The organism is Cryobacterium inferilacus (assembly GCF_019599185.1).
GTDB lineage: Bacteria > Actinomycetota > Actinomycetes > Actinomycetales > Microbacteriaceae > Cryobacterium > Cryobacterium inferilacus.
The window spans coordinates 103,575-130,574 of record NZ_JAIEUL010000011.1 but is presented as its reverse complement, the minus strand read 5'-3'; the positions used below and the strand labels follow the sequence as shown (position 1 = coordinate 130,574).

26 protein-coding genes and 2 tRNA genes are annotated in these 27,000 nt (G+C 64.4%); 11 read left to right on the top strand and 17 right to left on the bottom strand.

The genetic code is table 11. The features are described 5' to 3' along the window. The first annotated feature begins 46 nt into the window (after positions 1-46). The gene (gene pknB, locus K2F54_RS11585) at positions 47-1,744 is read left to right on the top strand and encodes a Stk1 family PASTA domain-containing Ser/Thr kinase (protein WP_220606013.1); all 1,698 of its coding nucleotides are present in this window, start codon (positions 47-49) and stop codon (positions 1,742-1,744) included. Between the two features lie 57 nt (positions 1,745-1,801). Here the strand turns inward: pknB and K2F54_RS11580 are convergent, their stop codons facing one another. Genes K2F54_RS11580 through K2F54_RS11570 form a run of 3 tightly spaced genes read right to left on the bottom strand, consistent with a single transcriptional unit; the run spans position 1,802 to position 3,451 of the window. Continuing rightward, complete coding sequence (locus K2F54_RS11580) at positions 1,802-2,440, bottom strand: anthranilate synthase component II (RefSeq protein WP_220606012.1); 639 nt, start codon at positions 2,438-2,440, stop codon at positions 1,802-1,804. Beyond that, the gene (locus K2F54_RS11575; RefSeq protein WP_220606011.1) at positions 2,437-2,598 is read right to left on the bottom strand and encodes a hypothetical protein; all 162 of its coding nucleotides are present in this window, start codon (positions 2,596-2,598) and stop codon (positions 2,437-2,439) included. The genes K2F54_RS11580 and K2F54_RS11575 overlap by 4 nt, the downstream gene beginning before the upstream one ends. Positions 2,599-2,650: 52 nt before the next feature. Next, positions 2,651-3,451 (bottom strand): class E sortase, encoded by an 801-nt coding sequence (locus tag K2F54_RS11570; RefSeq protein ID WP_255577027.1) that lies wholly within the window; start codon positions 3,449-3,451, stop codon positions 2,651-2,653. Positions 3,452-3,535: 84 nt separating this feature from the next. Between K2F54_RS11570 and K2F54_RS11565 the strand changes: the two genes are divergently transcribed. Next, the gene (locus tag K2F54_RS11565) at positions 3,536-3,778 is read left to right on the top strand and encodes a cell division protein CrgA (protein ID WP_220606010.1); all 243 of its coding nucleotides are present in this window, start codon (positions 3,536-3,538) and stop codon (positions 3,776-3,778) included. A gap of 152 nt (positions 3,779-3,930) precedes the next feature. On the opposite strand, the gene K2F54_RS11560 is transcribed toward K2F54_RS11565, so the two are convergent. Beyond that, positions 3,931-4,779, bottom strand: coding sequence for a rhomboid family intramembrane serine protease (locus K2F54_RS11560; RefSeq protein WP_220606009.1), 849 nt, complete (start codon positions 4,777-4,779; stop codon positions 3,931-3,933). An 11-nt stretch (positions 4,780-4,790) separates the two neighbouring features. After that, the gene (locus K2F54_RS11555) at positions 4,791-5,330 is read right to left on the bottom strand and encodes a peptidylprolyl isomerase (RefSeq protein WP_220606008.1); all 540 of its coding nucleotides are present in this window, start codon (positions 5,328-5,330) and stop codon (positions 4,791-4,793) included. Positions 5,331-5,453: 123 nt separating this feature from the next. On the opposite strand from K2F54_RS11555, the gene K2F54_RS11550 reads away from it, so the two are divergent. Continuing rightward, on the top strand, positions 5,454-5,990 hold the full coding sequence (locus K2F54_RS11550; RefSeq protein WP_220606007.1) for a hypothetical protein: 537 nt from the start codon (positions 5,454-5,456) through the stop codon (positions 5,988-5,990). Positions 5,991-6,202: 212 nt separating this feature from the next. Here the strand turns inward: K2F54_RS11550 and K2F54_RS11545 are convergent. The 10 genes from K2F54_RS11545 to dnaA form a co-directional block, all read right to left on the bottom strand. Then, a tRNA-Ala gene (locus K2F54_RS11545) sits at positions 6,203-6,275 on the bottom strand. A gap of 76 nt (positions 6,276-6,351) precedes the next feature. Continuing rightward, a tRNA-Ile gene (locus tag K2F54_RS11540) sits at positions 6,352-6,425 on the bottom strand. Between the two features lie 84 nt (positions 6,426-6,509). Beyond that, a complete protein-coding gene (locus K2F54_RS11535) occupies positions 6,510-6,917 on the bottom strand; it encodes a DUF3566 domain-containing protein (protein ID WP_220606006.1) in 408 nt (135 codons plus the stop codon). Next, positions 6,910-9,453: a DNA gyrase subunit A gene (gyrA, locus tag K2F54_RS11530; RefSeq protein ID WP_308287630.1), complete on the bottom strand. Its 2,544-nt coding sequence runs from the start codon at positions 9,451-9,453 to the stop codon at positions 6,910-6,912. Before gyrA ends, K2F54_RS11535 begins: the two co-directional genes overlap by 8 nt. A 31-nt stretch (positions 9,454-9,484) precedes the next feature. Continuing rightward, a complete protein-coding gene (gyrB, locus tag K2F54_RS11525) occupies positions 9,485-11,464 on the bottom strand; it encodes a DNA topoisomerase (ATP-hydrolyzing) subunit B (protein WP_220606004.1) in 1,980 nt (659 codons plus the stop codon). A gap of 121 nt (positions 11,465-11,585) precedes the next feature. Continuing rightward, positions 11,586-12,074, bottom strand: coding sequence for a DciA family protein (locus K2F54_RS11520; protein WP_220606003.1), 489 nt, complete (start codon positions 12,072-12,074; stop codon positions 11,586-11,588). Further along, positions 12,067-13,329, bottom strand: a complete 1,263-nt coding sequence (gene recF, locus K2F54_RS11515; RefSeq protein WP_220606002.1) for a DNA replication/repair protein RecF — start codon at positions 13,327-13,329, stop codon at positions 12,067-12,069. The genes K2F54_RS11520 and recF overlap by 8 nt, the downstream gene beginning before the upstream one ends. 7 nt (positions 13,330-13,336) lie before the next feature. Next, positions 13,337-14,224 (bottom strand): phosphogluconate dehydrogenase (NAD(+)-dependent, decarboxylating), encoded by an 888-nt coding sequence (gene gnd, locus K2F54_RS11510; protein WP_220606001.1) that lies wholly within the window; start codon positions 14,222-14,224, stop codon positions 13,337-13,339. A 59-nt stretch (positions 14,225-14,283) separates the two neighbouring features. Then, on the bottom strand, positions 14,284-15,432 hold the full coding sequence (dnaN, locus tag K2F54_RS11505) for a DNA polymerase III subunit beta (RefSeq protein WP_220606000.1): 1,149 nt from the start codon (positions 15,430-15,432) through the stop codon (positions 14,284-14,286). A gap of 365 nt (positions 15,433-15,797) precedes the next feature. Beyond that, entirely contained in the window at positions 15,798-17,216 is a 1,419-nt protein-coding gene (dnaA, locus tag K2F54_RS11500; RefSeq protein ID WP_220605999.1) for a chromosomal replication initiator protein DnaA, read from the bottom strand. 396 nt (positions 17,217-17,612) lie between these two features. Here dnaA and rpmH point away from each other — a divergent pair, with 396 nt between their 5' ends. From rpmH to K2F54_RS11460, 8 genes are all read left to right on the top strand, one after another. Then, positions 17,613-17,750, top strand: coding sequence for a 50S ribosomal protein L34 (gene rpmH, locus K2F54_RS11495; RefSeq protein WP_010204566.1), 138 nt, complete (start codon positions 17,613-17,615; stop codon positions 17,748-17,750). An 8-nt stretch (positions 17,751-17,758) separates the two neighbouring features. Continuing rightward, positions 17,759-18,100 carry a ribonuclease P protein component gene (gene rnpA / locus K2F54_RS11490; protein ID WP_220605998.1) on the top strand — a complete coding sequence of 114 codons (342 nt, stop codon included), beginning with the start codon at positions 17,759-17,761 and terminating at the stop codon, positions 18,098-18,100. Continuing rightward, positions 18,097-18,429 carry a membrane protein insertion efficiency factor YidD gene (gene yidD, locus K2F54_RS11485; RefSeq protein ID WP_220605997.1) on the top strand — a complete coding sequence of 111 codons (333 nt, stop codon included), beginning with the start codon at positions 18,097-18,099 and terminating at the stop codon, positions 18,427-18,429. The genes rnpA and yidD overlap by 4 nt, the downstream gene beginning before the upstream one ends. Continuing rightward, entirely contained in the window at positions 18,417-19,391 is a 975-nt protein-coding gene (gene yidC, locus K2F54_RS11480) for a membrane protein insertase YidC (RefSeq protein ID WP_220605996.1), read from the top strand. Before yidD ends, yidC begins: the two co-directional genes overlap by 13 nt. Positions 19,392-19,396: 5 nt before the next feature. Further along, positions 19,397-19,921 (top strand): Jag family protein, encoded by a 525-nt coding sequence (locus tag K2F54_RS11475; protein ID WP_220605995.1) that lies wholly within the window; start codon positions 19,397-19,399, stop codon positions 19,919-19,921. 5 nt (positions 19,922-19,926) lie between these two features. Continuing rightward, on the top strand, positions 19,927-20,559 hold the full coding sequence (rsmG, locus tag K2F54_RS11470) for a 16S rRNA (guanine(527)-N(7))-methyltransferase RsmG (RefSeq protein WP_220605994.1): 633 nt from the start codon (positions 19,927-19,929) through the stop codon (positions 20,557-20,559). 75 nt (positions 20,560-20,634) lie between these two features. Beyond that, the gene (locus K2F54_RS11465) at positions 20,635-21,567 is read left to right on the top strand and encodes a ParA family protein (RefSeq protein WP_308287629.1); all 933 of its coding nucleotides are present in this window, start codon (positions 20,635-20,637) and stop codon (positions 21,565-21,567) included. Then, entirely contained in the window at positions 21,567-22,634 is a 1,068-nt protein-coding gene (locus tag K2F54_RS11460) for a ParB/RepB/Spo0J family partition protein (protein WP_220605993.1), read from the top strand. The genes K2F54_RS11465 and K2F54_RS11460 overlap by 1 nt, the downstream gene beginning before the upstream one ends. Positions 22,635-24,598: 1,964 nt before the next feature. Here the strand turns inward: K2F54_RS11460 and K2F54_RS11455 are convergent. After that, the gene (locus K2F54_RS11455; protein ID WP_220605992.1) at positions 24,599-25,558 is read right to left on the bottom strand and encodes a D-alanine--D-alanine ligase family protein; all 960 of its coding nucleotides are present in this window, start codon (positions 25,556-25,558) and stop codon (positions 24,599-24,601) included. Positions 25,559-25,599: 41 nt separating this feature from the next. Beyond that, positions 25,600-26,919: an aminotransferase-like domain-containing protein gene (locus K2F54_RS11450; RefSeq protein ID WP_220605991.1), complete on the bottom strand. Its 1,320-nt coding sequence runs from the start codon at positions 26,917-26,919 to the stop codon at positions 25,600-25,602. Positions 26,920-27,000: the final 81 nt, after the last annotated feature.

Below are 27,000 nucleotides of genomic sequence, written 5' to 3'. Positions count from 1 at the left end.
TCCCGAGTAAAATGACCAACAGTGTCCGCGAGCAGGGAGATTTGCATTGACTGATGAGGGCCGACTGCTTGCTGGTCGATACCGCGTCGGCGCGTCAATCGGACGCGGCGGCATGTCCGACGTGCACATCGGCACCGACTCCCGCCTCGGCCGCACCGTGGCCATCAAGCTGCTCAAGTCGTCCCTCGCCGCCGACCCCGCCTTCCGCACCCGGTTTCGCCAGGAGGCTCAGGCCGCCGCGCGGATGGCCCACCCCACCATCGTGCGGGTGTTCGACGCCGGTGAAGAGACCATCGCCGAAGACGACGGCACCGAGACCCAGATTCCGTTCATCATCATGGAATTCGTCGACGGGCGCCTGCTCAAGGACATCATCAAGGAAGGTGCGATCGAAGCCACCGAGGCCGTTCGCATCATCGACGGGGTGCTGACCGCGCTCGAATACTCCCACCGGGCCGGCGTCGTGCACCGCGACATCAAGCCGGGCAACATCATGATCACCAAGGCCGGCCAGGTCAAGGTGATGGACTTCGGCATCGCCCGCGCCATCTCTGACTCAGCCACCACCGTCGCGCAGACCACCGCGATCCTGGGTACGGCCTCGTACTTCTCCCCCGAGCAGGCCAAGGGCGAGTCGGTGGATGCCCGCACCGACCTGTACTCCAGCGGTGTCGTGCTCTTCGAAATGCTCACGGGTCGACCGCCCTTCCGGGGTGACACGCCCGTCGCCGTCGCCTACCAGCACGTCAGCGAGGCACCGGTCAAGCCCAGCTCGATCAACCCCAAGGTCTCCCCCGCACTCGACACGGTGGTCGTGCACGCCCTCGCCAAGGACCGGTTCGACCGGTACCAGAGCGCGGTCGAGTTCCGCAACGACGTCGAGACCGCCGGTGCCGGGCACATCCCGGTGCGCCGGCCTGCCGACGACGTCGCCGGCGGCCTGTTCGGCGCCCCACCCGAAGTCGCCTCGACCTCCGAGCTCGCCCTCAAGCAGCTCGCCGAAGACCAGACGATGGACCGCACCCAGCGGCGCCCCCCGGTGATCTGGATCTGGGCCGGAATCGTCAGTGTCGTCGTCATCGTCATCGCGGTGATGTTCTGGGCGTTGAGCCTGAGCCCCAGCAACGAGCTGCCCGAGTCGTCCAGGCGGGTGCCGGTTCTCGTGGGCACCAGCTACGACGATGCCCAGAACGCGCTCCTCGAGCTCGACCTGGCCGCCACGAAGGCCGAGGAGTCCAGCGCCACCGTCGCCAAGGACGAGGTCATCCGCACCGAACCGCCGTCGGGCACCATCGCCCCGCCGGCCACGGTGGTGAAGGTGTACGTCTCGACCGGCGCCGAGCTTGTGGAGATGCCGGACACCACCAACCAGCCGTTTGCCGCCGCCGAACCGTTCCTCCTCGAGCGCGACTTCGTCTCCGGCTCGGTGACCACCGAGAACTCCCCGGATGTGGCCGAGGGAATCGTCATCGACACCGTCCCTGAGCCACACAGCCAGACGCCGCTCGGTTCCACCGTGGACTTCACGGTGTCCACCGGGCTGGTGACCATGCCCAACGTGGTCGGGCAGTCCCTCACCGCGGCCAACCAGCTCCTGCAGACGCCGGACCTGCAGCTGGTGCCGGTGCTGGAGCCCGACTACACCTGCGACCAGCTGCCAGGGTCCCCGATCACCACGCAGTCGCTGGCGCCAGGAGACGTGCCCCAGCAGTCCGAGGTCGAACTCACCTACTGCGCGAACTAGTCACCCGCCACCACCAACAGGTGGGGGTGGTGGGGGTGGTGGGGGTGGTGGGGGTGGTCAGCCCAGCTTGAGCATCGGGGTGAGGTGCTTAGCGGTCTCACGCGCCTCCGGCAGCCCCGCCAGGGCCAACCAGTTCGCCACCATCAGGTAGCCGCCCTCGGTGAGCACCGACTCCGGGTGGAACTGCACCCCGAGGATCGGCGCTGACACATGCTGCACGCCCATGATCACGCCGCCGGCGGTGCGGGAGGTCACGACGAGCTCGCTGGGCACCGTGCCGTCCACCACCGCCAGGGAGTGGTACCGGGTGGCGGTGAACGGCTGCGGCACCCCGGTGTAGAGCTCGCTCTCGTCGTGGGTGATCAGCGACGTCTTGCCGTGCATCAGCTCTTCGGCGTTGGTCACCGTGGCCCCGAAGGCCTCTGCGATGGCCTGGTGCCCCAGGCACACCCCGAACAACGGCTGGTTGGTCGCCAACGCGACCTCCACGGCGGGGATCGAGATGCCCGCGTCGGACGGTTTTCCTGGACCGGGTGAGACGAGGACGCCGTCGAATTCGGCCAGGCGGGACGCCACATCCGTCAGGGCGATGGAGTCGTTGCGCACGACCTCGGTTTCGGCGCCCAGCTCGCGGAGGTAGCCGTTGAGCGTGTAGACGAAGCTGTCGTAGTTATCGATTACGAGAATGCGGGTCATGGTGAGCCCACCGTCACTTCCTGGTTGTCAACAATGGTGTTCACCCAGGGGAAAACCCAGGTGGCAAGGGAGTAGAGCACCGCGGCCAGCAGAATGAGCACGAGAAGGATGCGCACCCAGAGCGGTCCGGGCAGTATGCGCCAGAGGGCTGCGTACATGGTGGGTGTCCTCGATCTGGGTTGGTTGGTGGGCGCTGCCGCGGGTGGAGGCTCAGCCGGCGGGCATCATGGCGGCCAGCTCGGCCGGTGCTCCGGCCGAGGTCGGCTGCCAGGACTCGAATACACCGTATGCGATGATCCGCTCCGCCGTCGAGAGCAACGGGTTGCAGGTGGTCAGGGTGATCAATCGGTCCACCGGGGTGGCTTCCGGGTCGTGCGGCACCGGCGCGATCGCCTCGACGGCGCTCGGCGGCACGTATTCGAAGTCCCGGAACCGGTAGGTGTAGTACCCGTCGGCCGTCTGCACGTAGATGGCGTCGCCGAGTTGCAGTTCGTGGATGAGGTGCATGCCCCCACCGTTGGCGCTGCGGTGCGACGCGATGGCGAAGTTACCCACCTCGCCGGGCATCTGGGTGCTCGGGTAGTGTCCGATGCCCAGGGCAGCGCTGTTGAGCACATCCGTTCCGGTGCCCTGCGCGATGGTGCGCTGGTAGTCCGCGCCGAAACGCGGCACGTAGAGCACCGCGAAGGCGTCGGCGTTGCCCGGCGCAGTGGCGACCACGGGGTCGCCATAGCCCTCCTCGGTGACCGGGGCCGGGTCAGGATCTGGGGCGACGTCCGCTGTCCAGCCCTGGCTGATCGATTCGGCGGCGCGAGACTGCGACGCGGCCATCACCGCGTCGTTCCACCAGAGCTGCCAGGCCAGGAAGAGAAGCACCAGGACACCGCCGGTCATCAGCAGCTCCCCCAGCACACCGACCACGCTGACCCGCCGTCGCGCCCGGGCCGCCGACGCTCGCTGGGCCCTCCGCCCGCGCTGGGCCGGGACTTCGGACGGGGCCGGCTCGGTCATGCAGTCGATTCTAATCGGGGCCGGCGGCCCGTTCTGCCGGGCAAAAAAGGGCCGTGCGCAGGCGGGGACGCTAGAATCGCAGGCATGGCACGCACAACTCCCCGAACCAAGCCCGCCCGCCCACAGGCCCGCTCAGGCGAGGACGCCCCGAACGCGGTCTGGTTCAAGCCGGTGATGTTCGGTTTCATGCTCATCGGTCTGGCCTGGATCATCGTTTTCTACGTCAGCCAGGGCACGCTGCCCGTCGCCAGCTTCGGATCGTTCAACATCCTCGTCGGGTTCGGAATCGCGTTCATCGGCTTCCTGATGACGACCCGCTGGCGCTGACCACCCCAACTTTTCACCGGCTCTTCACCGGGGTTTAACCACCCGTTCGGGTAGTCAATTACAGCCGTGTAATTATCCCCAATGTGGAAACTCCTGTGGATAACTTTTCCCCCAGGTGTGGATAAGTCCTGTGGAAACCGGCCATGACCGGCTCAGACGAAGAGTTTGCTCAGGCTCAGGGCCACGAGAACGGCGGCCACGGCACCGAGTAGGGCCAGTTGCAGCCCGCGCTTGGCGCGTGACCGGGTCTGCACGAAGATGAGCCCGATCAGGGCACCGCAGAGCAGCCCGCCCACGTGGGCCTGCCAGGCGATGCTGAGCCCGGGCACGAAGCCGATCACGAGGTTGATGCCCACCAGCACCAGCAACTGGGTGGCGTTCCCGCCGAGCTTGCGCTGAATGACGAGGAACGCGCCCATCAGGCCGAAGATCGCGCCGGAGGCGCCGACGACCGGCGTCAGAGGCGACGCCAGGAACAGGACGCCGAGGGAACCGGCCAACCCGCTGAGCAGGTAGAGCGCCAGGAAACGGGCGCGGCCGAGCATGCCCTCCAGGATCTGGCCGAAGATCCACAGGGTGTACATGTTCAACAGCACGTGGAAGAGGAACCCGGTGGAATGCACGAAGACGCTGGTGATCATGCGCCACGGCTCAAACGAGCCCGGGTAGGAGTACACGCCGGCGTAGAGCAGCCGTTCGGTCACGTCGAGGCCCGGGATGAGCTGCAGCAGGAACACGACCAGGGTCAGACCGATGATCGAGTAGGTGACCGCGGGCTGGCCGGGGGCGCCCAGACGGGCGAGGCGGGTACGTGCGGCGGACTTGGTGCGGGGGGCGCTCTGGCGCTGCTCCCGCATGCACTCGGGGCAGATGACACCCACGGCGGCCTGGGTCTGGCACTCGGGGCAGATGGTGCGGCCGCACCGCTGGCAGAGGATAAAACTCTGCCTGCCCGGATGCCGGTAACAGAAGTTGGCGGCGGTTCCGGGCAGGCTGGTCATATCGAGGGGTCCTAGACCTGCTCGACGGTGATGCTCTCGATGACGACATCGGTGGCCGGACGGTCGCGGCCGTCGGTGGGCACGGTGGCGAGCTGGTCGACGATCTTGCGGGACGCCTCGTCCTCGACGGCACCGAAGATGGAGTGCTTGCCCTGCAGCCAGGTGGTCGGAACAACCGTGATGAAGAACTGCGAACCGTTCGTGCCGCGGCCGCCCTGGATGCCGGCGTTGGCCATGGCGAGGACGTAAGGCTGGGTGAAGTCGAGCTCGGGGTTGATCTCGTCGTCGAACTGGAAGCCGGGGCCACCGGTGCCCTGGCCCAGCGGGTCGCCGGCCTGGATCATGAAGTCCTTGATGATGCGGTGGAAAATCGTGCCGTTGTACAGCGGGTCGGTGGAGGTCTTGCCCGTCGCCGGGTGCTTCCACTCGATCTCGCCGGTCGCGAGACCGACGAAGTTCTTGACGGTCTTCGGGGCGTGGTTTCCGAAGAGGTTGACCTTGATCGGTCCGAGGGTTGTATTGAGCGTTGCGACTGCAGTGTGCTTAGACATAGCCATAATTCTTGCACAGCAGCCTTCACCGAATCCGTTCGCCGGTCAGGCATTCAGAGCGCTCACAGGCTATTCAGTGGCAAGATGGTCAGTGTTTACCACACGAATCGATGGAGGGTCCAGATGAGCCTGTCACGCAAGCGCCGAAAGGAACTCACTCGTCTGCGCAAGAGCGCGGACGAACTGTGGAGTCACCAGCAGGATGTTCTCAACCGCGCCAACGAGATCGCACGTGAGGCCGGCCACCAGGCTGGTGTGCTGACTCGTGAAGAAGTTGTCCCCCGCGTTCGCCAGGGATACGAGCACTACCTACTCCCCGGCGTCAACGCCACCCAGGATTTTGCCGGCGGGGTCCGGCATCAGGTCGTCGACAAGGTGATTCCGGGCATCGGAACCGCTCTGGGTACCGTCATGTCGGTCGGTGATATCGCCAAGGACGCCCGCAGCGCAGCGCTGAACCGGGTTCGCTTCCAGAAGCCCGTCGTTGTTCAGAAGCAGGGCCTGGGCGCCGGCACGTACGTCGCCATCGGTGTGGGCATCGCTGCCGCAGCCGGTGTGGCCTACGCCATCTGGCAGACCTTCCGAGCAGATGACGAACTGTGGGTCTCCGAAGACGAGTCGCTGCTTGACTCGCCGATTGAGAAGTCCACGGACGTCTAGATCGCGGCTTTTCCTTCAAGGCCCCCGTCACTGACGGGGGCCTTGTTGTGTACCCGCCCTCTGTGCGGCCCTGTATGGCGGCGTGGGCGGGCGCGCAGCCCGCGCGGCTCCGTGAGGGCGACGCCCCGGCTGAATCCGCTGAGGATGCCGCTGAAGGCCGCTGGCGAGGAATGACAAAACCCCCTCCCGGTAAACCGGTGAGGGGGTATCTGTGGAGCCACGGGGAATCGAACCCCGGACCTCCTGCTTGCAAAGCAGGCGCTCTACCAATTGAGCTATGGCCCCGAACCGTTTCTCGCCGGGGCGAGGAACCTGGTGGAGATGTACGGCGGTGAAAGTACACGGTGTTCTGTGTAGTGCGTGGGGATACCGGGATTTGAACCTGGGACCTCTTCGTTATCAGCGAAGCGCTCTAACCAACTGAGCTATATCCCCCTATTGGGCAGGTTTCAGACTAACGGAAACCGGCGAAAAGTCCCAATCGAGGCCGGCACGCGGCCTCGATCGGGCTTCCGACGGTCAGTTGTTGGTGAATCCGACGAGCAGGCCTCCGGTGACCTTGACGCTCAGGTTGTACAGCACGGCGAAAATCGCGCCGAGAGCGGTGATGACGACGGTGTTGATAACCGCAACGACAACCGCGAAACCCATCACATTGCCGATCGACAGGATCGTGGTCAGCTGTGAGGAGCTGCCGGCGATGTCCGTGTACAGGGCGTCGATCTGGGTGAAGATGCCGGTGCCGTTGAGCACCGTGAAGGTGAGGAACGTCGCGACAATGGTCACCACGGCCAGGCACACCGCAATCAGGAAGGACAGCTTGACGGCCGACCAGAAATCGATGTAGACGAGCTTCAGACGGACCTGTTTTGACGACACGGCACCTCGACTCGACTTCTTGGCTAGTTTCTCGGCGACACTACTCATCTGCTGATTCTACTTTCCCCGGTTCGCTTTCCGTCGCAGCCTCAGTTTCGAGGACCACGAGGTTGCGCTCGGTGTTCTTCGCGATCGCAATGATGCGGTCTTCGGTCGCGAACTTTGCAAAAACGACGCCCATGGTGTCCCGACCCTTGGCCGGCACTTCGGCGACGTCAGAGCGTACCACCTTGCCGCTGGCGAGGACCACGAGCACCTCGTCCTCTTCCTCGACGATGATCGCACCGACGAGCTCACCGCGGTCGTCATTGAGCTTGGCCACCTTGATGCCCAGGCCGCCACGGTTCTGCAGACGGTACTGGTCGGCGGAGGTGCGCTTGGCGTATCCGCCCTCGGTGACGACGAACACGAAGCCGTCGTCGGAGACGACCGACGCGTCGAGCAGGGTGTCGTCACCGCGGAAGTGCATGCCGATCACGCCGGAGGTGCTGCGGCCCATCGGGCGCAGGGTCTCGTCGGAGGCGGTGAAGCGGATGGACATGCCCTTGCGGGAGACCAGCAGCAGGTCGGAGTCTTCGTCGACGAGCAGAGCGGAGACGAGTTCGTCGCCCTCGCGCAGCTTGATGGCGATGATGCCGCCGGTGCGGTTGGTGTCGTACTCGCTGAGCGCGGTCTTCTTGATCAGGCCCTCGCGGGTGGCCAGCGTCAGGTACTGGGCCACACCGTAGTCGCGGATGTCGAGGATCTGGGCGATCTCCTCACCCGGCTGCAGCGCGAGCAGGTTGGCGACGTGCTGGCCCTTGGCGTCCCGGCCGGCTTCGACCGCCTCGTAGGCCTTGGCGCGGTAGACCCGGCCGGTGTTCGTGAAGAACAACAGCCAGTGGTGCGTGGTGGTGACGAAGAAGTGCTCCACCACGTCGTCGGCGCGCAGCTGCGCACCCTTGACACCCTTGCCGCCGCGGTGCTGGTTGCGGTAGTTGTCGCTGCGGGTGCGCTTGATGTACCCGCCGCGGGTGACGGTGACCACCATCTCCTCTTCGGGGATGAGGTCTTCGATCGACATGTCGCCGTCGAAACCGAACATGATCTCGGTGCGGCGGTCGTCACCGAACTTCGCGGTGATCTCGGTGAGTTCTTCGCTGACGATCGTGCGCTGACGCTCCGGGCTGGCCAGGATCGACTTGAACTCGACGATCTGCAGTTCCAGCTCAGCGGCCTGGTCGATGATCTTCTGACGCTCCAGGGCGGCCAGACGACGCAGCTGCATGGTGAGGATGGCGTCGGCCTGCAGCTTGTCGACCGTGAGCAGGTCCATCAGGCCCTCGCGGGCGTCGTCCACGGTGGGGGAGCGGCGGATCAGGGCGATGACCTCGTCGAGCGCGTCGAGCGCCTTGAGGTAACCGCGCAGGATGTGCGCATCCGCCTCGGCCTTGTTCAACCGGAACTGGGTGCGGCGCACGATGACGTCGATCTGGTGCGCGACCCAGGCGCTGATGAAACCGTCCAGGGCCAGGGTGCGCGGGATGCCGTCGACGATCGCGAGCATGTTCGCGCCGAAGTTCTCCTGCAGCGGGGTGTGCTTGTAGAGGTTGTTCAGCACCACCTTGGCCACGGCGTCGCGCTTGAGCACGATCACCAGGCGCTGGCCGGTGCGGCCGCTGGTCTCGTCGCGGATGTCGGCGATGCCGGTGATCTTGGCGTCCTTGACCAGGTCGGCGATCTTGATCGCCAGGTTGTCGGGGTTCACCTGGTACGGCAGCTCGGTGATGACCAGGCAGGTGCGACCCTGCAGTTCTTCGATGCTCACCACGGCGCGCATCGTGATCGAGCCGCGGCCGGTGCGGTACGCGTCCTGGATGCCCTTGATGCCCAGGATCTGCGCGCCGGTGGGGAAGTCGGGGCCCTTGATGCGCTGGATCAGTGCTTCGAGCAGCTCCTCGCGGGTGGCCTCGGGGTTCTCCAGGTACCAGAGGGCGCCGGCGGCGACCTCGCGCAGGTTGTGCGGCGGGATGTTGGTGGCCATGCCGACGGCGATGCCGACGGAGCCGTTGACCAGCAGGTTCGGGAAGCGGCTGGGCAGCACGGTGGGCTCGAGGGTACGGCCGTCGTAGTTGTCCTGGAAGTCGACGGTGTCCTCGTCGATGTCGCGCACCATTTCGAGGGCCAGAGGGGCCATCTTGGTTTCGGTGTATCGCGGGGCGGCGGCGCCGTCGTTGCCGGGGGAGCCGAAGTTGCCCTGGCCGAGCGCCAGCGGGTAGCGCAGGCTCCACGGCTGCACGAGGCGCACGAGGGCGTCGTAGATGGAGGAGTCACCGTGCGGGTGGAACTGGCCCATCACGTCGCCGACCACGCGGGCGCACTTGGAGAACGCCTTGTCTGGGCGGTAGCCGCCGTCGTACATGGCGTAGATGACCCGGCGGTGCACGGGCTTCATGCCGTCACGCACGTCGGGCAGCGCGCGCCCGACGATGACGCTCATGGCGTAGTCGAGGTAGGAGCGCTGCATTTCCAGCTGCAGGTCGACCTGGTCGATCTTGCCGTGCTGGGTGCGGTACTTCGCCGCTGCTTCCGCCGCGGCCGCAATCTCTGCGGTGTCGGGGGTGCCGGTGGTGTCGTCAGATGTCAAGGAAACGCACGTCCTTCGCGTTCTTCTGGATGAAGTTGCGTCGGGATTCGACGTCTTCGCCCATCAGGGTGGAGAAAATTTCATCGGCGGCTGCCGCGTCATCCAGGGTCACCTGGAGCAGGGTGCGGGACTCTGGCGCCATGGTGGTCTCCCACAGCTCCTTGTAGTCCATCTCGCCCAGACCCTTGTAGCGCTGGATGCCGTTGTCCTTGGGGATCCTCTTGCCGGCGGCGGCGCCATCGGCCAGGAGGGCATCCCGCTCGGCGTCGGAGTAGACGTACTCGTGCGCCGAGTTGGACCACTTCAGTCGGTACAGCGGCGGCTGCGCGAGGTACACGTAGCCGAGGTCGATCAGCGGGCGCATGTAGCGGAACAGCAGGGTGAGCAGCAGCGTGGTGATGTGCTGGCCGTCGACGTCGGCATCGGCCATGAGCACGATCTTGTGGTACCGCACCTTGTCCGGGTTGAAGTCCTCGCCGAGACCGGCGCCGAACGCGGTGATCATGGCCTGCACCTCGGCGTTGGCGAGGGCACGGTCCAGCCGGGCCTTCTCCACGTTGAGGATCTTGCCGCGCAGCGGCAGGATCGCCTGGGTCTCCGGGTTGCGACCCTGCACGGCGGAACCGCCGGCCGAGTCACCCTCGACGATGAAGATCTCGGAGGATGCGGGGTCCTTGCTCTGGCAGTCCTTGAGCTTGCCCGGCATGCCACCGCCCTCGAGCAGTCCCTTACGCCGGGCGGTTTCGCGCGCCTTGCGGGCGGCCATGCGGGCCGTCGCGGCCTGCAGCGACTTGCGGATGATCTCGCGTGCCTGCACGGGGTTGCGGTTGAACCAGTCGGAGAGCTGGTCGCCGACGACGCGCTGCACGAATGCCTTGGCCTCGGTATTGCCCAGCTTGGTCTTGGTCTGGCCCTCGAACTGCGGTTCGGCGAGCTTGATCGACACGACGGCGGTCAGGCCCTCGCGCACGTCGTCACCGGAGAGGTTGTCGTCCTTCTCCTTGAGGATGCCCTTTTCCCTGGCGTACTTGTTCACCAGGGTGGTCAATGCGGCGCGGAAGCCCTCTTCGTGGGTGCCGCCCTCGTGGGTGTTGATGGTGTTGGCGTAGGTGTGCACGCTCTCGGTGTATGCGGTGGTCCACTGCATGGCCACCTCGAGCGCGATCTTGCGGGTGGTGTCCTCGAACTCGAACGAGATGATCTCGTCGTTGACCAGCTCGGCCTTCTTGGCCCGGTTGAGGTAGGCCACGTAGTCCATCAGGCCCTGCTCGTACATGAACGAGTTGGTCAGCGGCTTGCCCTCGGCGTCGAGGCTCTGGGCGCGCTCGTCGGTGAGGGTGAGGCGCAGTCCCTTATTGAGGAATGCCATCTGCTGGAAGCGGGCACGCAGCGTCTCGTAGTCGAATTCGATGGTCTCGAAGGTCTCGGCGCTCGGCCAGAAGGTGATCGTGGTTCCGGTCTCATCCGAAACCTCGTCCTGGTGCAGCGATTCGTTCGGCACACCGTTCTGGAAGCTCTGGCGCCAGACGTGGCCCTGCCGGCGCACCTCGACCTCGAGGCGGCTGGAGAGGGCGTTCACCACGGAGCTACCGACGCCGTGCAGTCCACCGGAGACGGCGTAACCGCCGCCGCCGAACTTGCCGCCGGCGTGCAGAACGGTCAGAACGACCTCGACCGTCGACTTGCCCTCTGCCTTGTGGATGTCCACGGGGATGCCTCGACCGTTGTCCTGCACGCGCACGGCGCCGTCGGCCAGGATGCGGATGTCGATGGTGTCGCAGTACCCGGCCAGGGCCTCATCGACAGAGTTGTCGACGATCTCATAGACCAGGTGGTGCAGACCGCGGGGACCGGTTGAACCGATGTACATTCCGGGTCGTTTGCGAACAGCTTCGAGGCCTTCGAGAACCTGGATGTCTTCTGCACCGTAAGCGTGCTGCTCCGGCTCAGTTTTCGGTTCAATTGTCATGTGAAATTGGGCTCCTGACCGTCGCACAGGCGACCCTTCAGCCTACCAAACGACCTGCCTCCGAGAGGCCAAATCCGCCGTTTGACGCGTTTTATTCGCATGGTTGACCTGATTTGTCTCCCTACCCGTAGGTATCGCGTGGACCCCGCCCTGGAATTGATCTGGGACCCTTTTTCCAGGAGGGCGCGTTAGGCCCCTGAAAACGAATTGCCGCGATGCCGGCATCCGGGAACTTTTGCATGATGTGCGTCATGATCTCGACGCGCATCATTCTCAACTGCGTCGCCCACGCGGTCGACTCGCAGTGCACGGTGAGGATGCCCTCGTCGATGCCGGCGGGGGTGGAGTGTTTCGCCGTTTCTTCCCCGGCGAGTTCGATCCAGGAGCCGAGCAGGTCGGATTGGGCCATCGGTGAGTTCCAGCCCAGCTGTGCGGTGAGGGAATTGATGGTCTCACCCAGTCCGCGAGGGTCCCTGCCGGCGCCGAACGGCACACTGGAGCCGATCTGCGGGCTGGTTTTGCGTCTGGTGCGTTTCCTGGCCGCGTTGGGATCGCCGAAAACGTCTTTGAACCGCAGGTAGACCTTGGCGGCCTCGCTCTGCTCAGCCATGGTCAGGCCCGGCCTCGCCGGTTTCCGGAGTGGGAGCGTCACCGACGGCGCCCGCGTGAATCTGGTCAGACACCGGACCGTCGACGACGGCGCCCGCGTGAATATGCACAGCGTGGGCGGCCAGCACCGCCGGCACGTCCTCGAACACCGCCGCGGTGATGAGCACCTGTTCGTATCCGGTCACGGCCTCGGCCAGACGCCGCCGCCTGGACTGGTCGAGCTCGGCGAAAACGTCGTCGAGGATGAGGACAGGGTCGCCGCTGGACGAGTCCCGGCGAAGCAGCTCGGCGGAGGCCAGCTTGAGGGCCAAAGCGAACGACCAGGATTCGCCGTGGCTGGCATACCCCTTCGCTGGCAGGTTGTTCAGTTCGAAGACCAGATCGTCGCGGTGCGGTCCGGCCAGGGTCATCCCGCGGTCCAGTTCCTTGCGGCGCAGGCCCGCCAGTGCGGCGCGGAAAATACCGGCGGTGTCGCCTGAACCGGTCTCCGCGCCTCCGGGTGCGGCGCCCGCCGGGGCAGTGCGGGCGGTGTCGGCGGCATCGGACTCTTCGTCGGCGCCGAGGATACTGAGCGACGCGACCAGGTTCGGCCCGTGGTCGGCTCCGGCCACGGCCCGATAGGCCGCTCCGAGCGGCGGAAGCAATTGACGCACCAGCTCGGCACGCTCGTCGATGATCTCGGAGCCGAGGGCGACGAGTCTCTCGTCCCAGATATCCAGAGTGGTGAGCTGATTGGATTTCACTCCGGCCGCCCTGGCCGATTTGAGCAACGTGTTCCGTTGACGCAGCACCCGGTCGTAGTCGGTCAGTACCGCGGAGAGCCGTGGGCTCCGCAGAATCAGGAGTTGATCGAGGAAGCGGCGGCGGCCGCCTGGATCACCGCGCACGAGCGCCAGGTCTTCAGGGGCGAACAGGACGCTGGAGAAATACCGGGGGAGTTCCCTGGTCTTGATCACGGAGCGATTCACCTGCGCCCGGTTCAACCCTGAGCGATTGATCTGCACCTCGGTGAGCAGGTCGCGTCCGTTGTACTCGAGCCGGGCCCGGATGATTGCGGACTCTTCCCCCGATCGCACCATCGCGCCGGTCTGGGAGACCCGGTGTGAACCCAGTGTGCTCAGGAAGCCGAGGGCCTCAACGAGGTTGGTCTTGCCCTGGCCGTTCTTGCCCACGATGAGGTTGGGGCCGGGGCCGAAGGGAACCTCGGCTTCCGCATAATTGCGGAAGTCAGTGAGGGAGAGGTGTGTGACCCGCACGCGAGGATCAGTCAGCCTTCTTTACGGCATGGCCACCGAACTGGTTGCGCAGCGCTGCCACGGCCTTCATTGCCGGTGAGTCCTCCTGGCGGGAGGTGAAGCGGGCGAAGATCGACGCGCTGATCGCCGGGACGGGCACGGCGTTGTTGATGGCTTCCTCGATGGTCCAGCGGCCCTCGCCGGAGTCTTCGACATAACCTTCGATGTCGGCCAGTTGCGGGTCTTCTTTGAGGGCAAGAACCATCAGTTCGAGCAACCAGGAGCGCACAACGGTTCCGCGCTGCCAGGCGGTGAAGATGCCGGGGACATCCTGGATGAGGTCGTCGCGCTTCTCGAGAAGTTCATACCCCTCGGCGTATGCCTGCATGAGTGCGTATTCGATGCCGTTGTGCACCATCTTCGCGTAGTGGCCCGCGCCGACCTTGCCCGCATGCACGAAGCCTTCCTCGCGGGGTCCTTCAGGGCGCAGAGCGTCGAAGACCGGCATGGCGCGCTCGACGTCGGCCGCAGCCCCGCCGACCATGAGCCCGAAGCCGTTGGTTTTGCCCCAGACACCGCCGGAGACGCCGGCGTCGACGTAGTGCACGCCGTGTTCGGCCAGCAGGGCCTCGTGCACGAAGTCGTCGGTGAAACGGGAGTTTCCGCCGTCGATGACCAGGTCACCCGCGGACAGCTTGGTGGACAGGTCCGTGATGACGGTCGTGGTGATCGCACCGGCCGGAACCATCACCCACACCAGTCGGGGGGTGGGCAGGGCGGCGATCAGGTCATCGGTCGACGCGACATCGGAGACGTCGGGGTTGCGGTCGTAGCCGGTGACCTCGATGCCGGCGGTGCGCAGGCGGTCCCGCATATTGGCGCCCATTTTTCCGAGGCCGACGATTCCGATGTGCATAACAGTCCTTCGTGGTTCTGGTCGTGCTGGTGGGGCTGGTGCTGGCGTGTGACGGTGGTCTAGCGCAGCAGCAGGTTGGGCTGCAGCAGGTACCGGTAGCTGTCTGCTCCCGGCTGCTCGCGGGAAGTCTGGCTCGTGATCAGCACGGGTCCTGGCTTGTTGGGGTTCTCGGTCTTGGTGAACGAGATGCGCACGAATTCGGAGTGCACGGCACCGAGGCCGTCCAGCAGGAACTGCGGCTTGAGCGAGACCACGGTGTCACCGCCGGAGAGGATGGCGTCGATGGTCTCCGATGCCTGCGCCTGCTCGGATCCGATCGCCTCGAGGGTGAGCCCGTCAGCGCTGAAGCTGAAGCGCAGGGCGGCTTCTCGCTCCAGCACGAGCTGCACACGGCGGGTGGCTTCGATGAGTTCCGCGGTGTTCATCACCGCGTAGTTGTCCACGTTTTCGGGGAACAGCCGGCGCACCGGCGGGTAGTTGCCCTTGATCAACAGCGACGTCACGGTCTTCTTGTCCGCGGTGAAGGCGATCAGCTCGCGGTCATCGGTGTTGGTGATGGCCACCGAAATGGTGCCGCTGTGGCCGAAGGTCTTGCCGACCTCCTGCAGGGTGCGGGCGGGCACGAGTGCGGTGATGGGTTCCTGCGCCTGGTTGGCGCCCGGGTCCCAGTCGATCTCCCGCACAGCCACCCGGTACCGGTCGGTGGCGACGAGGCTGATGCTGTTCTCGGTGATCTGCAGCTGCACTCCGGTGATCACCGGGGTCACATCGTCACGGGACGCCGCGACGGCGACCTGGGAGACGGCTGCGGCGAAATCCTCGGCGGGAACGAGGCCGGATTGGGCGCTGACCTGGGGAATGCTTGGATATTCCTCTACCGGCATAGACAGCAAGGTGAAGTTTGCGGTGCCACAGCTCACGGTGATGCGGGACTCGTTGGTCGAGAACCGAACCGGGGCGTTGGGCATCCGGCTGGCGATCTCGGCCAGAAGGCGCCCGGAGACGAGCACCTTGCCGGTCTCTTCGACATCGGCGGCGATTTCGGTCTGGGCCGATACCTCGTAGTCGAACGACGACAGGATCAGTCCCGTCTCGGTCGCTTCGATCAACACACCGCTCAAAATGGGCAGGGTGGTGCGTTGGGGGAGGAGTTTTACAGCAAAGGATACGGCTTCGCTGAAGACGTCCCGGTTGGCCTGAAATCTCACGAAGTCACTCCTGTCGATGGGAGACCTGGATACGGCCTCAATGCTAGTCGGGTTTGTCGGCGGCACTTTTCTTGTCATCGCCGGCGAGTAAAGGTTGTTGGACCTGGAGCTAATGAAGTTAATCGTTAATCTTCTTAACCGGTGTGGAAACTGTGGATAACTCTGTGGATGCCGCCCAGCGACAGGGAACTACAAACTTGTAAGTTGTGGACGCCCTGTGAGCGTTAAGCCCAATGAATGACAGGAAGTTGTTTCTGTAATTCGGAGTTTTCACAAGAAGCCGCTGTGTTTCTACAGGTCCGACCGAGTTGTCGGGGGAGTTTCCACAGGGTTATCCACAGGTACGAAAACCAAAAAAATTTTCTCTACTTGTAGCGGTGATCCTGCTTGATGCGGTTGGTCAGCTCCGTCACCTGGTTGTAAATGGAGCGTCGCTCCTTCATCAACTCGCTGATTTTCTTGTTCGCGTACATGACGGTGGTGTGGTCGCGATTGCCGAACAACTGCCCGATCTTCGGCAGAGACAGGTTCGTCAGTTCCCTGCACAGGTACATGGCGATCTGCCTGGCGGTGGCGACGGCCTGAGACCTGGACGAGCCATAGAGGTCGTCAACGGTGAGTTTGAAGTAGTCGGCGGTGTTGGTGATGATGTCGACCGGCGCGATCACGTTGTCCTCGTCGAGGGTGATCACGTCTTTCAGAACCGTTTGGACGAGGTTCATGTCCACCGGCGTGCGGTTGAGGCTGGCGAACGCGGTCACCCGAATCAGGGTTCCCTCGAGTTCGCGGATGTTGGAGGAGACCTTCGAGGCCATGAATTCGAGGATGTCGTGCGGCACCTGCAGCTTTTCGCTCTGTGCCTTCTTGCGGAGGATCGCGATGCGGGTTTCCAGGTCGGGAGCCTGCACGTCGGTGATCAGCCCCCACTCGAAGCGCGAGCGCATCCGGTCTTCGAAGCCGGTGAGGGCTTTCGGCGGCAGGTCGCTGGTGATGACGACCTGCTTGTTGTGGTCGTGCAGGGTGTTGAAGGTGTGGAAGAAGGCTTCCTGGGTTTCGGCCTTGCCCTGCAGGAACTGGATGTCGTCGATCATCAGGATGTCGATGTTGCGGTAGCGATTCTGGAACGCCGAGCCGCGGTTGTTGGCGATCGAGTTGATGAAATCGTTCGTGAACTCCTCGGAGCTGACATAACGAACGCGAATGCCGGGGTACAGGCTCATCGCGTAGTGCCCGATGGCGTGCAGGAGGTGCGTCTTGCCCAGCCCGGAGGAGCCGTAGATGAAGAGCGGGTTGTACGCCTTGGCGGGCGCTTCGGCCACGGCGACGGCCGCGGCGTGGGCGAAGCGGTTGGACTGGCCGATGACGAAGTTGTCGAAGCTGTACTTGGCGTTCAACCGGGTGTCGTGCACGCTGTCCGGAACGGGACTCTCGAACACGGACTGCGGCGACGCCGGCATCTCGATGTCGGGCAGGGGCTGCGCCTCCTGGATCGGGCGGAGTGACTCCTGCTCGAGCTCAGGGTTGACCACGACATAGAACGTGGAAACGGCGACGGACTCATTGAGCTGACCCATCGCGGTGAGCAGCGGTACCCGCATCCGCTGGTTGAGCATGCTCGCGGTGAACTCGTTGGGCACCTCGAGATAGAAGGTGCCGGCCGCGATGCCCTTGGGTTCCACCAGGTTCAGGAAGCCGTACAGCATGGGAGTGATGGAATCGTCGGACTCCAGGGTGGTCAGAACCGACCGCCATGTTTCGCTGATGGGCTGTTCCCCGTCTGGCATGGTTCCCCACATTCTTGATATTTATGCGTTTCCGCCGTGAGAAGACGAGCGGATCATCGACACAGAATGTCAAACCGAACGATTCATCCACAAGGTTATCCACCGCCTGTGGGTAAATAACGACTGGATTCTCAGGCTTTACCCACACCCTGTGGATAACTTGTCCTCACGGTAGTCAATGACCGGCGGTCAGGCCAAATTAGCTTGATCGACACCCGCGTGTCTGTGCCATAAAAAGGAATTCAGTGGGCAGAATCGTCTGTTTGGCCCTCGCCAGTTTGACCGGGGGCGAGCGAAGCCGTAGTTTTAATCAGTTGACCCCAGCCCGTGGGCTACCTCACTCTTTCCCGGCCGCTCGTTTAGGCCTGCGGAGATCCAATACGTGGAGATTGAACAATGAGCAAGAGAACGTTCCAGCCGAACAACCGTCGTCGTGCCAAGGTGCACGGTTTCCGTCTGCGCATGCGCACCCGCGCCGGCCGCGCCATCCTCGGTGCTCGCCGTCGCAAGGGTCGCACCGAGCTCTCCGCGTAAGTACTCCTGTGCTCGCTCACGCCAATCGCATTACGAGCGGGAGCGACTACAAGGCTGTCGTCAGACGTGGTGTGCGGGTCGTTGGCCCGCACACAGTGGCGTACCTGCGTCGAACTTCAGAGCCCACCCCGGTGCGGTTCGGGTTCATCGTCGCCAAGAATGTTGGCGGCGCGGTTGTACGCAACCGCGTCAGACGGCGGATGAAAGCGGCTAGCTTCGATCTCCTTCCCGGCGTTCCCGCCGGGACCGAGGTGGTTTTTCGCGCACTACCCGCAGCGGTCGGCGCGAGCTGGCCGGATCTGCTCGCCGAGCTCTCCACCGCACTCGTCAAAGGCCAACGCGGCCGATGAAACGGGCGATGATCACGCTGTACCTGATCCCCAGAAATGTGGGGGTCGTGTTGCTCCGTGTCTATCGCGCGGTCATCTCACCGTTGTACGGTGATGTGTGCCGGTACTATCCCTCGTGTTCGGCGTACGCCCTCGGCGCCGTGCAGGAATATGGCCTGATCGTCGGCTCATTCTTCGCCGCACGCCGGGTCTTGCGTTGCCACCCCTGGGCTGAAGGCGGAATCGATGACGTTCCCCTCAAAAGACATCGTCGCTTCGGTGTGACGTCGTTTGGATTTGTAGTTCCTTTAGCCACGGAAAGGGCTGACCCGCACGTATGGACCTCATAGGCACAATCCTTTGGCCGCTCAAGTGGGTCGTTGAGCTCCTGCTCGTCGCCTTCCACTGGCTGTTCTCCAACCTGGGGATGGGCTACAACGACGGCATCACCTGGGTCCTGTCCATCGTGGGGCTCGTCCTCGTGGTGCGCGCCGCGCTGATCCCCATCTTCGTGAAGCAGATCAAGAGCCAGCGCAAGATGCTCGAGGTCGCCCCGCAGCTGAAGAAGATCCAGGACAAATACAAGGGCAAGAAGGACCAGTTCTCCCGCGAGGCCATGTCCCGCGAGACGATGGAGCTCTACAAACGCACGGGCACCAACCCGCTGGCGTCCTGCCTGCCGTTGCTGCTGCAGATGCCGATCTTCTTCGCCCTGTTCTCTGTGCTCAACGATGCCCAGCGTTCCAACGCCGGCGTCGGCCCCCTCAACCAGGCGTTGGCCACGAGCTTCGGTAACGCCAACCTGTTCGGGGTTGCGCCCCTGCACGACACCTTCGCCCAGCAGTGGGGCCTGTGGACCGGGGGGCAGGACTTCAACCTGTCGGTCATGATCATCGCGGCCACGATGGTCGTACTGATGACGGCATCACAGTTCATCACCCAGCTGCAGATCGTCTCCAAGAACATGTCACCGGAGACCAAGGCCAGTCCCATGTTCAAGCAGCAGAAGATCATGCTGTACCTGCTGCCTCTCGTCTTCGCCTTCTCCGGTGTCGCCTTCCCGCTCGGCGTGATGTTCTACTGGCTCACCTCCAACATCTGGACCATGGCCCAGCAGTTCCTGGTCATCCGGAACATGCCCACCCCGGGCAGCGAGGCCGCCAAGGCCCGCGAAGAGCGCCTCGCCCGCAAGGGCAAGCTCATCGCAACGGATGGCGACGTCATCGTCGTCGACGAGGCGAAGAAGCCGGCCCAGCGCCAGCAGCCCGTCGGCAAGGCCCGCGCCAAGAAGCAGACCGGCCCCAAGAAGTAAGAGGGATGGACAACGTGACTGAGAACACTGACGTGATCGCCGCGGAGGACGTGGCTTCGGCCGCGCCCACCATCGACCAGCTCGAGCAGGAAGGCGATATCGCCGCGGATTACATCGAGGAGTTCCTCGACATTTGCGACCTCGACGGCGACATCGATATCGACGCCCGCAACGGCCGCGCCTACCTGTCGGTGAACTCGTCGGAGCCGGCCAACCTGCGTCTGTTGTCCAAGCCAGACACCGTCAACGCCCTGCAGGAGCTCACTCGCCTCGCCGTGCAGAACAAGACCGGCTCGTTCTCCCGCCTGATCCTGGACATCGGTGGCTCCCGTGAGGCACGCCAGGGCGAACTGACCGACCTGGTGACCCGCGCCATCGAGCGGATCGAGGCTGGCGCAACGGAGGCCTCGCTGCCGCCGATGTCGTCGTACGAGCGCAAACTGGTGCACGACATCGTCTCTGAGCGCGGTTTCGTGTCGGAGTCCCAGGGTGAGGGTCGCGACCGCCACACCGTGATCACCGCGGCGTAGCCCCGGTGGGAACCGACACTCTCGAGCTCGAACCGGCCGAGGCGGTGGAGCTGTTCGGCGACCGTCTCGACGTGGCCAGGCGGTTCACCCGCAACCTGGCCGAGCAGGGTGAGGAGCTCGGCTTGATCGGGCCGCTCGAACTGCCCCGGTTGTGGAGTCGACATATCCTCAATTGTGCGATCGTGGCTCCATTGCTGCGTCCCGGCCTCGTGGGTGATGTGGGTTCCGGCGCCGGCCTTCCCGGCCTGGTGCTCGCGATCGCCCGACCCGATGTCTCGTTCGTGCTGATTGAACCGATGGAGCGCCGGGTCGCCTGGCTCACCGCTCAGATTGCCGACCTCGGCCTGGCCAACACCACCGTGCTGCGCGCACGGGCCGAAGACGTGCGGCTGCCGACGCCGCTCGATCAGGTCACCGCGCGAGCTGTAAGCGCATTCAAGACGCTCATCCCGCTCACCGCTCCGCTGGTCCGCCCCGGCGGCGAGCTCGTGGTGATGAAGGGCGCCGGCGCCGTCGGCGAGGTGAACAATGCAGCGAAGGCCATCCAGCGCTTCCGGCTGAGGAATGTGGAGGTTCTCACCCTCGGCGAGGGCGTGCTGCAGGACGTTACCCGGGTCATTAGGGCTACAGTGGAGTAGTCCCTGGCTGCGCTTCCTCCCCGGGAAACGCTCGCCTTCGGGTGGCTCATCAACCGTCGAACGCAAAGGTTTCACGTGAAACAACCTGGCGAAGACCAGCAGGCCGGCTCTCCCGGCTCCGGCCTCGACACCCCCTTGGCCCGGGAGATCTCCGACCTGACCCGGCGCCGCCAGGTGATCGCCGCCGACCGCCTGCCTAAGCCCGAGAGTACGCGGGTCATCACCATCTCCAACCAGAAGGGTGGGGTGGGCAAGACCACCACCGCCGTGAACCTGGCAGCCGGCCTGGCCCGTCAGGGCGCCCGGGTGCTGGTGATCGACCTCGATCCACAGGGAAACGCTTCCACCGCCCTCGGCGTGGAGCACAGGGCCGAGACCCCCAGCGTGTACGACGTGATCATCAACGACCTGCCCATGGTGGATGTGGTGCAGAAGAGCCCCGAATTCGGTGCCCTGTACTGCGTGCCGGCGACCATCCATCTCGCCGGTGCGGAAATCGAGCTGGTCTCTCTGGTCGCCAGGGAACAGCGCCTTCGTCGCGCTCTGGATCTGCACATCAAGGAGATGACCGACCCGTACGACTACGTGTTCATCGACTGTCCGCCGTCGTTGGGGCTACTGACCATCAACGCGTTCGTGGCTGCACGCGAGGTCCTGATCCCGATCCAGTGTGAGTACTACGCGCTGGAAGGGCTGAGCCAGCTGCTCAAGAACATCGAACTGATCGAGAAGCACCTCAATCCGCAGCTGGTCGTGTCGACCATCCTGCTGACGATGTACGACAGCCGCACCAACCTGGCCAACCAGGTCGCCCAGGATGTGCGTGATCACTTCCCCAAACAGGTGCTCGATACCCTGATCCCGCGCTCCGTGCGGGTGTCAGAGGCCCCGAGCTACGGCCAGAGTGTGATCAGCTACGACCTGAACTCGGCAGGATCGCTCTCCTACCTGGAAGCAGCGGCAGAAATCGCCCGCCGGGGCGTTCCACGAACAGGAGATGCGCAGTAATGGCGAAACGTACAGGGTTGGGCCGGGGTATCGGTTCTCTCATCCCGGTTCAGGACAATCCGTCGCAGGCCCGCCCCGTCGACGTATTCTTCCCCTACAACGAGGTTCCTCACGCCGAGGGCACCGCCGGCGCCTCTCCCGCCGGCGCGTCCGCCCGCACCGCGGAGGCCACCGGCGACGCCACTGGCGACGCCACTGGCGACGCCACTGCGATTGACGCCGCCGTTGCCGGTGAATCCGCACCCGAGCTCTTGCCGGTGCCCGGCGCACGGCTGGCGCACCTGAACCCGGCAGATATCGTTCCCAACGCCGTGCAGCCCCGCAGCGTGTTCGATGAAGAGGACCTCGCCGAGCTGGTGCACAGCATCCGCGAGGTGGGGGTGTTGCAGCCCATCGTGGTTCGGCCATTGCTCGAGCAGCCCGGCAAGTACGAGCTCGTCATGGGCGAGCGTCGTTTGCGCGCCACCAAAGAGGTGGGCCTGGACAGCATCCCGGCGATCGTTCGCGACACAGCGGACATCGACATGCTGCGTGATGCGCTGCTGGAGAATCTTCACCGGGCACAGCTGAACCCGCTCGAAGAAGCCTCGGCCTACCAGCAGCTTCTCTCTGACTTCGGAATCACTCAGGAGGAGCTGGCCAGCCGCATCGGCAGGTCGCGCCCTCAGATCACCAACACTCTGCGTCTGCTCAAGCTGCCCGAATCGGTGCAGCTGCGGGTGGCAGCCGGGGTGCTCTCGGCCGGTCATGCTCGAGCGGTGCTGTCGGTCGGCGATCTGGACGGCATGCTGCGGCTGGCCGACAAGATCGTCAACGAAGACCTCTCCGTTCGTGCGGCCGAAGCGGCAGCTGCGGCCGGCCCGAAATTGGTCGTGCCCAAGCCGGCCCCCGGCAAGCGTCAGGGGCACCTTGATGAGATCGCGGAGACGCTAGGGGACCGCCTGGATACCCGAGTGAAAATCAATCTAGGTGCACGAAAAGGCCAGATCACAGTTGATTTTGCCACCATAGGCGATCTCAACCGTATCCTCGGTGTTCTCGGCCAGCCGGGCTTCGGGGCCAGCTAGCGCATCAGCGTTTCACGTGAAACATCGGGCGCTGCAGAAGTCACTCTGCCGTGCGCTTGGTGGCGGCGAGGGGGTTGACCGCAGTGGGCCCTGCCCGCGACGTCGACGTCAGTGGAGTCGAGACTTGTGTCCGCGCGAGGGTGACCCAGAGGTGCGTGGCGGGAGATTTTCCGTCTTTTTCACGTCGTCAGGAACCATTCTTAGGGCTCATCACGCAATCTTGGTGGGAGCGAACCGAGCAAAACGGCCGCAGAATCGGCCCCGTGGCAGTCGCTTTTCCCCGAATCAGACGTCGGGCCGGCTTCTGAAGCACTCCGCCGGACGGTGCAGAACCATTTGCGCGTTCAACCGGCGACACCCAGGAGCGTTCATCGTCGAGGGTGGGGTCTGTGTCGGCTGGTGTTTCACGTGAAACTTTCACGCCGAATGATCGGACCGCCGGCGATCATCCGTCACATCGTCATGGTCCGTCGGGAGCTGTCGGACGCGAGGTATCGGACGGCGGCCCACGCTCAGCAATCCCTGCGCCGGCGGTGGCTCGAACCCGATGCAGTTGTGAAGTCGGCGTTGTGCAGTGGACGTAAATGAATGGTTGTCCGCGGGGGAGTGATGGGCGATGGAGAGTGTGGGTGTGAAGGCAGGTCTAGAGCCTGCACCTCGGAGTCGTGGTGAGATATTCACGCGCGCTCACAGTCTCGCACCACGTGACGCCTGGCGAAGATTGACGAACCACAGTTGGACCGCGCCTCGATTCTCTACCGCACATCGAAGGCGTCAAGCGCACGTGAGCCAATGCGGGGCACACGGCAAGTGGCCGGCGACATGTGCAACAGTCCCAGCCATCGGCCGGCCAGACCCGGTAGCTGATTCCTGAAGTGAGTGCTCCCATAGGATTGCCGCCGTGAATCCCCACCACTTTGTGTGCATTCCCTCACTGGTGTACCGCTCGAACCAAGTAGAAGGCGAGTACCCGACGTTAAGTGCATGCGCTCGGGGTGAGCGCAGCGCATCGGGCGCAGCCAGAAAAGCACAGTCGCGACCGTAGGAGCAGTTGGAGCCGTTCAAATATCGAGATTTCACGTCGTCAGAAACGATTCTCCGCGTCGATCAGTGCCCTCCGATTCCGCGGGAATGGGCGGATATGCCACAAATCAGCCTCTGCGAACTCGAAATCCGGCGTGGCGGTTGACGTTTCACGTGAAACATGACGAGTCAACCTTTCCGTTCAGGTCAGGTTAAGTTCCCGCGAGGGCCCATGCGGATGAACATGCGAATCAGCATCCAGCGGTTGCGCCGGCCACGTCGGGCCGGTCACGTCTGGCCGTGCGCGGCCCGGCCGTACGGACGGACAAAGGAGAGGGACCGGCGTATCAGCGGTATTGACGGGCTAAACGGGGATGTCTTGTTGTCGAGGGCCAGACCAGACCAGACCTGAACGGATTGCTCTGCTGTGCTGCCGCAGGCGGGTAGTCCTGACACAGTGGGTGCACGGGGGAGGCATGACAGCCCGAACCGGGTGCTGCATTCTCGTGGCAGCCCAGGTAGATGTTTCACGTGAAACAGTGGTGCCGGCAAGCTGGCAAGCCGGCACGCTGGTCCGCATGCGAGAGTACGAGCAGACTTCCGCCCGGCGCCATAACCGGCCAGTTGCCTCCCGCCCGCGTTAGGCGTGAGCGGTCCGACGGAGCACTCGGACACTACCGGTCTTGCGGTGATGGCCAGCGGGCACGCCGAGCTACGCTGTTCCGCCCCGCGTCGTCAGAGCGGAAATGGCGGTCGGCACGGATGGTCGCAGGCATATTGGGGGAGTGTTTCACGTGAAACTGGACCGTGAACGCAGGTATTTCGCACGTGCGGGAGCGTTCCGGCCGAATGTTTCACGTGAAACTCGGCCTAACGGCTGGGTGGGGGAGTGCAGCGAGCCACCGCGGCGAGTGTTTCACGTGAAACACAACGCCGAAGGCCTACCTGAGGCTGATGGATGCTGCTCGAGCCAACGCGGCGTACACCGAGCCGAGCGTGTCGCCGGACGCCTCGATGGACTGGGGAGCGAGGGATGTCTCGGTCAGTCCGGGCAGCACATTTGCCTCGAGGAACCACGCGACACCATCCGCATCCACCATGAGGTCAATTCGGGAGAGCTGAGCCAGCCCGAGCAGGTCGTGGATGGCCACGGCCGTCTCGGCGACGCGCTCGGCGACGTCGGCGGAGATGCGCGCGGGCGTGAAAAAGAGTGTTTCTCCCGCGTTGTAGCGCGCTTCAAAGCTGAAAACGCCGTTCACCGGCACGATCTCCACGGCCGGCAGGGCGGTGGGGCCATCTCCGGTATTGATCACGGTCACCGCGAGCTCGGTGCCGTCGATCTTCGTCTCCACCAGGGCGGTGTCGGCGTAGGTGTAGGCATCCACCATGGCGCGGGGGAGACCGGCCGCGGTGTCTACGATCGTCACGCCCTGAGCGGACCCACCCTGAGCGGGTTTGACGACCAGGGGAGTGCCCAGGGAGCGGACCAGGTGTTCCAGGACCTCGGCGGCGCCGAGGTCACGGAACGTTTCTCGGGACAGGGCGATCCAGGCCGGAGTGGCGTAGCCGGCTCGTCGTACGAGTTCCTTGGCGGTCGGCTTGGACCACGCCAGGCCGGCCGCGGTGCCGCGTGGTCCGACGTGCGGGATCCCGGTTGTCTCCAGCAGGGAGAGCAGGGCGCCGTCTTCACCGGTCGCGCCGTGCAGGACCGGCCAGATCACATCCGGCTTGATGCGGGCCAGTTCGGAGAGCAGGCCCGCCTGAGGGTCGAGCACCGTGACCGTGTGACCGAGGCTGGTCAGCTCGTCAGCGACACGGCGGCCGCTGCGCATGGACACATCACGCTCGTGCGAGATTCCGCCGGCGAGGACCACAATGTCAAGAAACTCGGATTCGCTCATGATCGGGGTTTTTCCTTGGGTTAGGCGGGAGGTGCGGGGTGTTAGTTGCTATTGGGCGGCGGGGCGCCGAAGCGGCGTCCGTCGTGCGCCGGGGAAAGTGACCCGGTGCCGGCAAAGGTGTCCAGCAATTCGAGTTCGTCCCGAATAACGGTGGCCAGCCTGCGAATCCCCAGTCGAATGTGGTCAGGGGTGGGGTAGCAGAACGAGAGTCGAATGTTCTGCCGGCCCTGGCCGTCGGCGAAGAAGGCCGTTCCCGGGGTGTACGCCACCAGTTCCTTGACGGCGCGGGGCAGCATGGTCTTGGAGTCCAGAGTGTCTGGCAGGGTGAGCCAGACGTAGAAACCGCCGTTGGGGTTCGTCCAGTTGAGTTCTGGCAGGTATTCGGTGAGGGCCGAGAGCATGGCGTTCTTGCGCTCTCGGTATACGCCCCGGAAGGTGTTGATCTGGCCCTTCCAGTCCGCGGTCGACAGGTACTCCGAGATGACGAGTTGGCTGAACGAGGACGGCGAGAGAACCGCGGCCTCGTTGGCGAGCACGAGCTTCTCCCTGATGGCGTGGGGCGCAAGAGCCCACCCCACCCGGAATCCAGGGGCGAGGGTCTTGGAGAAAGTCCCCAGGTACACGACGCCGTCCCGCTCCACCGAGCGCATCGCATCCGGCGCCTTCTGGTCGAAATACAGCAGCCCGTACGGGTTGTCTTCGAGAACGAGGATGTTGTTCTGGCGGGCGATCTCGAGGATCTCGAGGCGTCGGGCCCAGCTGAGGGTCACACCGGCCGGATTGTGGAAACTCGGGATCGTGTACAGGAACTTGATCTTACGACCGGCCGCGGTGAGCCGAGCGATGTGCTCCCGGAGGGCCTCGGGGATCATGCCGTGTTCATCCATCGGCACGTGGTCCACGTCGGCCTGGTAGGACTTGAAGATCACCATGGCTGTGACGTAGCTCGGTCCCTCGGAGATGACGACGTCACCGGGATCGAGGAAGAGCTTGCTGACCAGCTCGAGGGCATGCTGGGAGCCGGTGGTGACCACGACGTCATCGGCGTGCGCGCGGATGCCTTCGAGCGCCATGACCTCTAGGATTTGCTCCCGGAACAAGGGAACTCCCTGACCAGAGCCATATTGCAGTGCAACGGGGCCCTGTTTGCGCATGACGTTCTCGAGGGCGCCCATGACGAGGTCCGGCGGAAGCGCCGCGACGTACGGCATGCCGCCGGCGAGGGAGACGACTTCGGGGCGTGAGGCGACGGCGAACAACGCGCGCACCTCGGAGGCGCGCAGGGCGGCGGCTCGCTCGGCGTAGTGGTGGTACCACGGGTCGAGGTTGTTGCCGGCCTGGGGGGTGCCTATCGCTGTCACGTCATATCCGTTCTGGTGAGGCCTCAATCGTATGGGGTGTGTCGGGCGGGCGCCGCATCCGCTCGCCGATACGAAAACACC